This window comes from Streptomyces mexicanus (assembly GCF_902506575.1).
GTDB lineage: Bacteria > Actinomycetota > Actinomycetes > Streptomycetales > Streptomycetaceae > Streptomyces > Streptomyces mexicanus.
Genome location: NZ_LR732544.1, coordinates 5,846,040 through 5,856,587, shown reverse-complemented (window position 1 = coordinate 5,856,587; position 10,548 = coordinate 5,846,040). Strand labels below are relative to the sequence as shown.

Sequence of the window (10,548 nt, the reverse complement as noted above, 5' to 3'; positions counted from 1 at the left end):
CGCACCAGAGCCACGGGTTCCGGGAGCATCAGCGGGCCGGAGCCGGGCAGCGGCACCGCGTGGCCCTCCGGGGGCAGGGCTGCGGCGATCGCCCGGAGGTGGGCGATGTCGTCGGGCTGGAGGGGGCCGGCGCGCCAGGCGTCGTGGCCGGTGGCGGTCAGGCCGGGCAGCAGCCTGCCGCGGGCGGCGAGGCCGAGGGCGTGCAGGGCGGCCGCTCCCCAGCAGGCGGTGGCGGGGTGGGCCGCCGGGTCGTGCCGGGCGCGCACGAGGTGGGGCAGGGCCTGCTCCAGCGGCAGGGACAGTGCGGGGACGGTGCGGCGCCGGACGCCCGACCCGTGCGGGCGTACGACGGTGAGGTCCGTGCGCGCCGGTGCGCCGTCGGCCTCGGGGGTGTGGGGTGCGGACGCGCCGTTTCCGGTCCACACCTCGGCGTCGGGGTCCCACAGGGCGATGCGGCCCTCGCGCGGGAGGGGCGCGGGCAGGAAGACGGCGGCCAGCCGCACGGACGGGGTGTCCGCTGTCCCGGCCGTCTCGGTCACGGCCCTGTCGCTCATACGTCCTGTCACCTCCCGCTCGCCGGTCGTGTCAGCTGTCTTCGACTCTACGGGCGGGGTCTGACAATCGGCCCCGGCGGCGGCCGGCGGCGGTCCGCTGGGCCGTCGCGGTCCGCTCAGGGCACGGTGCGGGAGACGACGTACACCATCGGCAGGACCGGGTTGGAGAGGTTCACCACGACGTCCTGGGTCGGGGCGGGGGTCTTCTGGCGGGGGCTCAGGCCCCCCCACGGGCCGGGGCCCTGGAACGTCCAGCCGCTGACCTGCCGGTCGCGGGCGCCGACGGTGATGGCGCCCTTCTTCAGATCGCTCCGGCCCACTCCCATGGCGTCGAGGAACGTGTCGAGGCCGGCCTGTGTGGTGCGGAACTGGACGTAGAGGCGGCTGGTCTTCCAGTTGTTCGTCTCGTAGGAGGCGACCCGGTCGGCGGGGTGCGGCATCGGCACCTGGTACAGGCGCTGCTGGACCTTGGCCGGGTAGAGAGGGGTCAGGCCGGTCGCCGCGTATTTGGCCTGCTTGTCCTTGCCGCTGTCGCGGCTCTGGCCGGCGGAGATCACCAGGTAGCCGGCCGGGACGCCGATCAGCAGCACGATGATCAGCAGGGTCAGGGCGCGGCGGCGGATGCGGTGCAGGCGGTCCTCGGCCGGCTGCTGCGGCGGTTCGTCGGGAGGCGCCGCCTGGCGGGGCAGCGACATCGTCACAGTGCCTCCCGGGCCGCCCGCCGTGCCTCGGCGTACCGCCCGTAGCGCTCGTGGCGCTCCACCCGGCGCCGCTTGGCGCGCCGGAAGCGGCGGGCGACCAGCCGGGCGAGGTCCGCGGCGCCGACCATGCCGGCCTCCGGGCCGAGCTGGGCGCGCACGATGCGGGCCTCGGGGCGGTAGCCGCGGCCGGTCAGCTGGCGCTTGAAGGCGTCCCGGGCGGGGCCGATGAGCAGGTCGTCGGCCGCGGAGACCCCGCCGCCGATGACGAAGCAGGACGGGTCGAGGGCGGCGGCGAGGTTGGCGATGCCCACGCCGAGCCACTGGCCGATGTCCTGGAGCAGCTCCACGCACATGGCGTCGCCCTCGCGGGCCAGCTCGGTGATCATCGGGCCGGTGATGTCGGAGATGCTGCCCTTGACGTGCTCGATGATGCCGTAGGCGACCGGGGAGTCGGCGGCGGCCAGCTCGCGCGCCTCGCGGACCAGGGCGTTGCCGGAGCTGTACTGCTCCCAGCAGCCGCGGTTGCCGCAGGGGCAGCGGTGGCCGCCGGGCACGACCTGCATGTGCCCGAACTCACCGGCGACCCCGTACTTGCCGCGCTTGACCTGCCCGTCCTCCAGGATGGCGCCGCCGATGCCGGTGCCCAGCGTGATCATGACGAGGTGGTCCTCGCCGCGGCCGGCGCCGAAGCGCCACTCGGCCCAGGCGGCGGCGTTGGCGTCGTTGTCGACCAGCACCGGCACCGACAGGCGTTCGGAGAGGCGGTCGCGCAGCGGCTCGTTGCGCCAGGACAGGTGGGGGGCGAACAGCACCCGGTTGCGGTCGGCGTCGACCCAGCCGGCCGCGCCGATGCCGACGGCGTGCACGTCGTGCCGGTCGGACAGGTCCAGGACCAGCTCGACGATGGTGTCCTCGACCACCTTGGGGCTCTTGGACTTGTCCGGGGTCTCCGTGCGGAGCTTCTCCAGGATGTTGCCGTCGGCGTCGACGACGCCCGCCATCACCTTGGTGCCGCCGATGTCGATGCCCACCGTCGGCACCCGGGGTGCGGTCAGGTGGGAGCGGCGCTCCCGGGTGCCGACCGTGCGCAGCACGGGGGCGCGGCGGGAGCCGATGGGGGCGGTGAGGTCGCGGTAGGTGCTCATCGGCCTCGATTCTGCCGCACCGCCGGTAGGGGTGGTGTACGGGGCACCGGATCCGGCGGCGTCCCCGGACGGCGCCCGGGGGGTGCCGCACGCGCGCGCGTGCGGCACCCCGCACCCCCTATGACGTGCTCTTCTCCAGTTCGTGACGCAGATCGTCGAGCTCGCTGCCGCCTGCCATCTGGCGGGTCAGCTCCTCCAGCGTGATCTCGTCCCGTGTGTGCCGTCCCACCATCGTGCCCCTCTTGAGGAGCACGAAGCGGTCGCCCACCAGGTAGGCGTGGTGCGGGTTGTGGGTGATGAGCACGACACCCAGCCCTTGGTCCCGGGCCGCCGCCACATACTTCAGGACCACGCCGGACTGCTTGACCCCGAGTGCCGCGGTCGGCTCGTCGAGGACGAGCACCTTCGCGCCGAAGTACACCGCGCGGGCGATGGCCACGCACTGGCGTTCGCCGCCGGAAAGGGTGCCGATGGGCTGGTCGACGTCCCTGAGGTCGATGCCCATGCGCAGCAGCTGCTCGTGCGTGGTGCGGCGCATGAAGTCCACGTCCATGCGCTTGAAGGGGCCGACGCCCTTCCTGGGTTCGGAGCCGAGGAAGAAGTTCCGCCACACCGGCATCAGGCCGACGACGGCCAGGTCCTGGTAGACGGTGGCGATGCCCCGGTCCAGGGCCTCGCGCGGAGAGGTGAGCCGGGTCTCCTCGCCCTCGACGCGCAGGACGCCGCCGTCGTGCTGGTGCAGCCCCGCGATGATCTTGATGAGGGTCGACTTGCCGGCGCCGTTGTCGCCCAGGACGCAGGTGATCTCCCCGGCGTCGACCTCCAGCGAGACGCCCTCCAGGGCGCGGACGGTGCCGTAGTGCTTGCTGACGTCGTCCAGTTCGATCAGGTGTGTACGTGCTTGGCTCTGCGTCACTTGGTACTCGCCTCCGCGCGCCTGCGGACCCAGGTGTTGAGCAGGGTCGCGAGGAGCAGCATCGCTCCGAGGAAGAACTTGAACCAGTCGGGGTTCCACTCGGCGAAGACGATGCCCTTGCTGGTCATGCCGAACAGCAGCGCGCCGACCGCCGAGCCGACGGCGCTGCCGTAGCCGCCGGTGATCAGGCAGCCGCCGATGACGGCGGCGATGATGTAGATCAGCTCGTTGCCGACGCCCTCGCCGGACTGCACCGCGTCGAAGGAGAACAGCAGGTGCTGGCCGGAGATCCAGGCCCCGAGGGCGACGCCCATGTACAGGCCGATCTTGGTCCGGGTGACCGGGACGCCGACCGCGCGGGCGGCGTCCTGGTTGCCGCCGACGGCGAAGATCCAGTTGCCGGTGCGGGTGCGCAGCAGGATCCAGGAGGCGAGGGCGACCAGCGCCAGCCACCACACGATGGTGATCTTGAAGTCGACGCCGCCGACGGTGACGGTGGAGGCGAAGACGGCGTGCGCGGAGGAGAAGCCCTCCATGTCGCCGATGGTCTTGGTGGAGACGGTGCCGTCGATCAGCTTGGTGAAGCCGAGGTTCATGCCGGTGAGCATCAGGAAGGTGCCCAGCGTGATGATGAAGCTCGGCAGTCCGGTCCGGGTGAGCATGAACCCGTTGAAGGCGCCGATGGCCAGGGTGACCAGCAGGGACACGCCGACGCCGACCCAGACGTTCGCCGTCATCTGGTAGCTGAACATCGAGGAGATCAGCGCGGAGGAGGTCACCATCACGCCCGCGGACAGGTCGAACTCGCCGCCGATCATCAGCAGGGCGACGGGGACGGCCATGATGCCGATCGTCGAGGACGCGTACAGGACGGTGCTGAGGCTGGTGGCGCGCAGGAAGCCGTCGGCGACGAAGGCGAAGAAGACGAAGACGGCGATCGCGCCGACGACCGAGCCGAGCTCGGGCCGGGCGAGCAGTTTGCGCAGCGGCGACCTCGGCAGGATCCTTTCGTCGCCGGCGGTCCCGACCGGGCCGCCCTGCGGGGCGGTGGTGGTGGCGGTCATCGGGTGCCCCGCTTCGTGTACTCCTCCAGGGCGGCCGCCTGGTCCTTGGTGACGATCTGCGGGCCGGTCAGGACGGGCCTGCCGCCGCCGAGGACGTCGCCGTTGTACTTGTACAGCCACAGCAGGTCGACGGCCTGGTAGCCCTGCAGGTAGGGCTGCTGGTCGACGGCGAAGCCGAGGGTGCCGTCCTTCAGCTCGGCGGCGACCTCCGCGTTGAGGTCGAAGGTGTCGACCTCCGCCTTGCTGCCCGCGTCGTCCTTCGCCTTCACGGCCGTGTCCGCGTACGGGGCGCCGAGGGTGACGACCGCGTCCACGGACTTGTCGGCCTGCAGCTTGGCCTCGATCGCGGACTGCACGTCGGGCATGTTGGTGCCGTTGACGTAGAGGTTCTCGACCTTGCCCGTGAAGGTCTTGGCCACCCCCGCGCAGCGCTGCTCGTGGCCGACGTTGCCCTGTTCGTGCAGCACGCACAGGGCCTTCTTCTTTCCGCGCTTGGACAGCTCCTCGCCCACGGCCTCGCCGGCCACGGTCTCGTCCTGGCCGACGTGGGTGAGCGCGCCGAACGCCTTGGACTGAGCCGAGCCGGAGTTGACCGTGATCACCGGGATCCCGGCCTTCTCGGCGCGGGTCACGGCGGCCTTGAGCGCGTCGGGCTTGGCGAGGGTGACGATGATGCCGTCGACCTTCTTGTCCACCGCCGCGTCGACGAGCTGCGCCTGCTGCTGGGCCTCGTCGTCGTGCGAGTACAGGAAGTTGATGTTGTCCTTGCGCGCTGCCTGCCGGGCGCCGCTCTGCACGATGTCCCAGAAGGTGTCGCCGTCACCGGAGTGTGTGATCATCGCGAAGGTCCAGCGGGGCGTGTTCACCGCCGCCCTGCCCTGGGCCGTCGCGGCCTTGCGGGCGTCCTCCGCCCGTTTGCCGCCGGTGCTGCTGCATCCCGCGAGGGACAACGACAGTGCCCCTGCCAGCGCGATGCCTACCCAGGTTGGAAATCGTGCCACGAGGCCGAGCCCTTCTTGCCGTTTCTGCTGCGTTCGAACGTACATACGGGGCCGATGACCACCTCATCAGCCCCGAACATCCCATTATCGAACATGCGCGCAGAACGACGGACGGCCGGGCACCACGGTGCGGCCCCTTGTCCGGACATCGTGACGAACGAGGCCCGGAACGCCGGCGTACGAGGGATCAGGACCGCACGAGCAGCTGGAACTCGAAGGAGTAGCGCGACGGCCGGTACAGGTGCGTGCCGAACTCGACCGCGCGCCCGGTGTCGTCGAACGTGGTGCGTTCCATGGTGAGCAGCGGCGCGCCCTCCTTCTCGCCCAGCCGCTCCGCCTCGGCGCAGGTGGCGGCGCGGGCGCCGATGGACTGGCGGGCGCTGTGCAGGGTGATCCCGGCCGAACGCATCAGCCGGTACAGCCCGGTGGCCCGCAGGTGCGCGGTGTCCAGGTCGAGCAGGCCGGGCGGCAGGAAGTTCACCAGGTACGCGATGGGCTCCCCGTGCGCGAGCCGCAGCCGCTCGACGCGGTGGACGTCCCCGCCCTCGCCCAGCCCGAGGGCGGCGGCGACCTCGGCGGAGGCCGGCACGAGCGTGTTGACCAGGACGGTGGTGGCCGGGCGCTGCCCGGCCGCCTCCAGGTCGTCGTAGAGGCTGCTCAGCTCCAGCGGGCGCTTGACACGGCTGTGCACGACCTGGGTGCCCACGCCGCGCCGGCGCACGAGCAGGCCCTTGTCGACCAGTGACTGGATGGCCTGGCGGACGGTGGGCCGGGACAGCCCGAGCCGCGCGGCCAGCTCGATCTCGTTGCCCAGCAGGCTGCCCGGGGTGAGGACTCCGCGTTCGATCGCGGCCTCGAGCTGCTGTGCCAGCTGGAAGTACAGTGGCACCGGGGAGTTCCGGTCCACGCGCAGTTCCAACGACACGGCGGGATCCACTTCTGCTCTGGGCACGGGGTGAGCGTAGTCGTGTGACCGGTTGACGGGAAGTCGTATCGTCCGATTGTCCGGACATACTGATTGACAGCGGCGGTGATCCGCCCGCACTTTGTTGCCATGCGCATCGGGGTCATCGGTACGGGCCGCATCGGCACCCTGCACGCGAGGACGCTCAGCCGCCACCGCGAGGTCGGTTCACTGATCCTCACGGACGCCGATCCGGCACGGGCCCAGCAGTTGGCCCACCGGCTCGGCGAGACGGCGGCGCCCGGGGTGGACGAGATCTTCGCCTGGGGCGTGGACGCGGTCGTGATCACCGCGGCGACCTCGGCGCACGCCGAACTCATCGGCCGGGCGGCCCGCTTCGGCCTGCCCGTGTTCTGCGAGAAGCCCCTCGCGCTCGATCTGCCGGGCACGCTGCACGCCCTCGCGGAGGTGGAGGCGGCCGGCACGATCCTGCAGATGGGCTTCCAGCGCCGCTTCGACGCGGGATACGCCGGGGCGCGGCAGGCCGTGCGCGCCGGACGGCTCGGCCGGCTGCACACCGTCCGCGCGCTGACCTGCGACCAGGCGCCGCCGCCGGCGGACTGGCTGCCGCTGTCGGGCGGGCTGTTCCGGGACACCCTGATCCACGACTTCGACATCCTGCGCTGGGTGACCGGCCGCGAGGTCGTCCACGTGTCCGCGGCCGGCTCGGCCGCCGGCCCGCCGATGTTCCGCGACGCCGGCGACGTCGACACCGGCGCGGCGCTGCTCACGCTCGACGACGGCACCCTCGCCACGGCCACGGCGACCCGGCTGAACGGTGCCGGGTACGACGTGCGCATGGAACTGGCCGGGGAACGGGACACCGTCGTGGTCGGCCTGGACGACCGTACGCCGATCGCGTCCACCGAACCGACCGGGCCGCCGGCCGCGGACAAGCCGTGGCCGGGGTTCCTGGAGCGCTTCGCCCCCGCCTACGAGGCGGAGCTGGCCGCCTTCGTGGAGGTGGTGCGCGGGGAGCGCGCCAACCCGTGCGACGGCCGCGAGGCGCTGCAGGCCCTGCGCATCGCCGAGGCGTGCGAGATCTCCCGCCGCGAGCACCGGCCGGTGGCCCTGGCGGAGATCCCGGGCGGTTTCGCGGCCGGGGCGCGGTGAGGCCCGGCACCGGGGCAGCGGGGCGGGCCGCCGGCTACCAGCGCACCGGCAGGCTCCGCACGCCCCGGATCAGCATCCCGGGCAGCCACTCGCCGGGCGGACCGTCGAGGGCGAGGCCGGGGGCGCGCCGCAGCAGGGTGCGCAGCGCGGTGCGCGCCTCCAGACGCGCCAGGGGTGCGCCCAGGCAGAAGTGGATGCCGTGCCCGAACGCCAGGTGGCCGCGGGTGTCGCGGTGGGGGTCGAACCGGTCCGGCTCGGCGTACCGGCCGCCGTCGCGGCCGGCGGCGGTGAGGCCGATCATGACCGGGTCGCCCTTGGGGATGGCGACGCCGGCGATCTCCAGTGGCTCGGCCGCGTACCGGAACGTGGCGTTCTCCACCGGTCCCTCGTAACGCAGCGTCTCCTCCACGGCGCCGTCGACGAGATCGAGGTCGGCGCGGACCGCGGCGAGCTGCTCGGGGTGGGTGAGCAGGGTGTGCACGCTGTTGGTGATGAGGTTGACCGTGGTCTCGTGGCCGGCGATGAGCAGCAGGAAGGCCATGCCGCGCAGCTCTCCCGCGGAGAGCCGGTCGCCGTCCTCGGCGGTGGTGCGGATCAGGGCGCCGAGCAGGTCGTCGGCCGGCCCGGCGGCGCGCTTGTCCTCGATCAGGCCGGTGAGGTAGACGCCGAGCCGCTCGACCGCCCGCAGGTTCGCCTCCTCGCCGGTCGGGGCGACCACCTCGTTGGACATCTCGCGGAAGGCGGCCCGGTCCATCTCGGGCACCCCCAGCAGCTCGCAGATCACCGTGATCGGCAGGGGATAGGCGAACGCCTCCACCAGGTCCGCGCGCCCGCGCGGCAGCATCGCGTCCAGCAGCTCGTCGGTGATCTGCTGCACCCGGGGCCGCAGCGCCTCGACGCGGCGCGCGGTGAAGGCGCGGGTGACCAGCGCACGCAGCCGCGTGTGCTGCGGCGGATCGGCGATCAGCAGGTGCTTGCCGATCACCTCCTCCTCCCGGTACGTGCCCTCCACCGCGCCCGCGTCCTTGGCCAGCCGCGGGTCGGCGAGGGCGGCGCGCGCCTCCTCGTACCCGACGACGAGCCAGGTGTCGTAGCCCTCCGGCTCGGGCAGCCGCACCCGGTGCACCGGGCCGCGCGCCCGCAGCTCGGCGTAGACGGGGTGCGGGTCGGCGCGAAACCCCTCCCCGTACTCCGTCAGATCGATCAGGTCTGCCATCACCGGTCCCCTCCCGAGCGCGGACGGCTCTGCCTGCCTTCCCAACGGGCGGCGGCGCCGGAAAGTGCCCTTGCGCCGCACGACCCGGCTACAGCCAGGTCCGGTCCTCTTCGAGGTCTTCGAGGAGTCCCGCGTCGTGGACGAGGAGCGCGATCTGGACACGGGTTGTCGAGGGAGAGCTTGGCGAGGATGCGGGAGACGTGCGCCTTGACGGTGGCCACGCTCATGTACAGCTCCGCCGCGATCTGCGCGTTGGCCAGTCCTCGGCCGACGCGGACGGCGACCTCGCGTTCGCGGTCGGCCAGGGCGAGGATGCGCTCCCGCGCGCGGGTGCGCCGCTCGTCCGCGCCGGTGCCGGCGGCGTGTCGTATCACCTGACGGGTGACGGTGGGAGAGAGCACGGGGTCGCCGGCGGCCACCCGGCGCACGGCCTCGACGATCTCGGTGGGCGGCGTGTCCTTCAGGACGAACCCGGCCGCGCCGGCCCGCAGGGCCCGCAGCACCTGCTCGTCGGCGTGGAACGTGGTCAGGACCACGACCTGCGGTGGGTCGCGGCGGGCGCGCAGCCGTTCCGTCGCCGTCAGGCCGTCCGTGCCGGGCATGCGCAGGTCCATGAGCACCACGTCCGGCCGGGTCCGGTCGACCAGCGCGTCGACGTCGCCGCCGTCGGCCGCCTCTCCGACGATCTCGATGTCGGCGGCACCGCCCAGCATCAGGGACACCCCGGCTCTCACCAGCGGATCGTCGTCGACGAGGAGCACTCGGATCGCGGTCATGGCACCAGCCGACCAAACCGCCGCAGCGCGGGCCACACCGCCCCGTCGGCACGCGGCACGGACCGCGCGGGGAGCGCGTGGCCGACGCGCCCGGTGGCAAGATGATCGATCATGCGTGCCGCGTACGTCGAGAAGCTCGGTCCGCCCGACCTCATCCGCTGGGGTGAGCTGCCGCCTCCCGAGCCGGGGCCGGGCGAGGTGCTGGTGAACGTGCTGGCGACCACGGTCAACCCCGTGGACACGTTCGTGCGGTCCGGGGTGTACCGCACGCCGCTGCCGTTCCCGTTCGTGGTGGGGCGCGATCTGGTGGGCACGGTCGCCGCCGCCGGTTCGGGGTTCGCCGCCGGGGAGACGGTGTGGTGCAACAGTCTGGGCCACGACGGGCGGCAGGGCGCGGCGGCCGAGCAGGTCGCGGTCCCGGCCGAGCGCCTCTACCGGCTGCCGGCGGGCGCGCGCCCCGAGGAGGCGGTCGCGGTGTTCCATCCGGCCGCCACCGCCCACCTGGCCCTCTTCACCCACGGCGACCTGCGCCCCGGCCAGACGGTCCTGGTCGGCGGCGCGGGCGGCAACGTGGGCAGCGCTCTGGTGGAGCTGGCGGCGTGCGCGGGGGCACGCGTGCTCGCGACGGCCTCCCCCCGCGACCACGCCTACGTGCGCTCCCTGGGCGCGGCGGAGGTCGTGGACTACCACGCCGACGACCTCGCCCGGCGGCTGGCGGCGCTCGCCCCCGAGGGGGTCGACCTCCACGTCGACACCTCCGGCCACAACGACCTGCGGACCGCGGTCGCCCTCCTCGCCCACCGCGGGCGGATCGTCCTGCTGGCCGGGGTCCGGGACGAGCCGGTCCTGCCGGCCGGGCCGCTGTACATGAAGGACGGCTCGCTGCGCGGCTTCGTCATCTCCCACGCCACGGTCGCGGAGCTGGCCGAAGCGGCGGCGGGGATCAACGAGCGACTGGCGGCGGGGGGATTGCGCCCGCGCGCGGTGGAGTACCGGCCGATGAGCGACATGGCGCACAGCCACCGCTGTATGGAGCGGGGCGAACTGCACGGGCGGCGCCTGGTCCTGCGGCCCTGAGCCCCGCCCTCCGGGCCGGAG

Annotated in this window: 9 protein-coding genes and 2 pseudogenes; 2 read left to right on the top strand and 9 right to left on the bottom strand. The window is 73.0% G+C overall.

Translation table 11 applies throughout. The annotated features are described in order from the left end of the window. From GV126_RS26130 to GV126_RS26100, 7 genes and pseudogenes are all read right to left on the bottom strand, one after another. A pseudogene (locus GV126_RS26130) lies at positions 1-554 on the bottom strand (ATP-dependent helicase); the annotation flags it as partial. A 116-nt stretch (positions 555-670) separates the two neighbouring features. Further along, positions 671-1,255 carry a sugar kinase gene (locus GV126_RS26125; RefSeq protein ID WP_159671408.1) on the bottom strand — a complete coding sequence of 195 codons (585 nt, stop codon included), beginning with the start codon at positions 1,253-1,255 and terminating at the stop codon, positions 671-673. Next, positions 1,252-2,400, bottom strand: coding sequence for an ROK family glucokinase (locus tag GV126_RS26120; RefSeq protein ID WP_159671406.1), 1,149 nt, complete (start codon positions 2,398-2,400; stop codon positions 1,252-1,254). The genes GV126_RS26125 and GV126_RS26120 overlap by 4 nt, the downstream gene beginning before the upstream one ends. A 118-nt stretch (positions 2,401-2,518) precedes the next feature. Then, on the bottom strand, positions 2,519-3,316 hold the full coding sequence (locus tag GV126_RS26115; protein WP_159671404.1) for an ATP-binding cassette domain-containing protein: 798 nt from the start codon (positions 3,314-3,316) through the stop codon (positions 2,519-2,521). Beyond that, positions 3,313-4,380: an ABC transporter permease gene (locus GV126_RS26110; RefSeq protein ID WP_159671402.1), complete on the bottom strand. Its 1,068-nt coding sequence runs from the start codon at positions 4,378-4,380 to the stop codon at positions 3,313-3,315. The genes GV126_RS26115 and GV126_RS26110 overlap by 4 nt, the downstream gene beginning before the upstream one ends. Beyond that, complete coding sequence (locus GV126_RS26105) at positions 4,377-5,381, bottom strand: sugar ABC transporter substrate-binding protein (RefSeq protein ID WP_159671399.1); 1,005 nt, start codon at positions 5,379-5,381, stop codon at positions 4,377-4,379. The genes GV126_RS26110 and GV126_RS26105 overlap by 4 nt, the downstream gene beginning before the upstream one ends. Before the next feature lie 187 nt (positions 5,382-5,568). Next, positions 5,569-6,306: a GntR family transcriptional regulator gene (locus GV126_RS26100; protein ID WP_185947249.1), complete on the bottom strand. Its 738-nt coding sequence runs from the start codon at positions 6,304-6,306 to the stop codon at positions 5,569-5,571. A 129-nt stretch (positions 6,307-6,435) separates the two neighbouring features. Here GV126_RS26100 and GV126_RS26095 point away from each other — a divergent pair, with 129 nt between their 5' ends. Then, a complete protein-coding gene (locus GV126_RS26095) occupies positions 6,436-7,458 on the top strand; it encodes a Gfo/Idh/MocA family protein (RefSeq protein WP_159671396.1) in 1,023 nt (340 codons plus the stop codon). A gap of 34 nt (positions 7,459-7,492) precedes the next feature. Here the strand turns inward: GV126_RS26095 and GV126_RS26090 are convergent, their stop codons facing one another. Together GV126_RS26090 and GV126_RS26085 are read right to left on the bottom strand one after the other, a co-directional pair. Beyond that, complete coding sequence (locus tag GV126_RS26090) at positions 7,493-8,674, bottom strand: cytochrome P450 family protein (RefSeq protein ID WP_159671393.1); 1,182 nt, start codon at positions 8,672-8,674, stop codon at positions 7,493-7,495. A gap of 88 nt (positions 8,675-8,762) precedes the next feature. Continuing rightward, positions 8,763-9,450: pseudogene (locus tag GV126_RS26085) on the bottom strand (response regulator). Positions 9,451-9,561: 111 nt separating this feature from the next. On the opposite strand from GV126_RS26085, the gene GV126_RS26080 reads away from it, so the two are divergent. Beyond that, positions 9,562-10,527, top strand: a complete 966-nt coding sequence (locus tag GV126_RS26080; protein WP_159671390.1) for an NADPH:quinone reductase — start codon at positions 9,562-9,564, stop codon at positions 10,525-10,527. Positions 10,528-10,548: the final 21 nt, after the last annotated feature.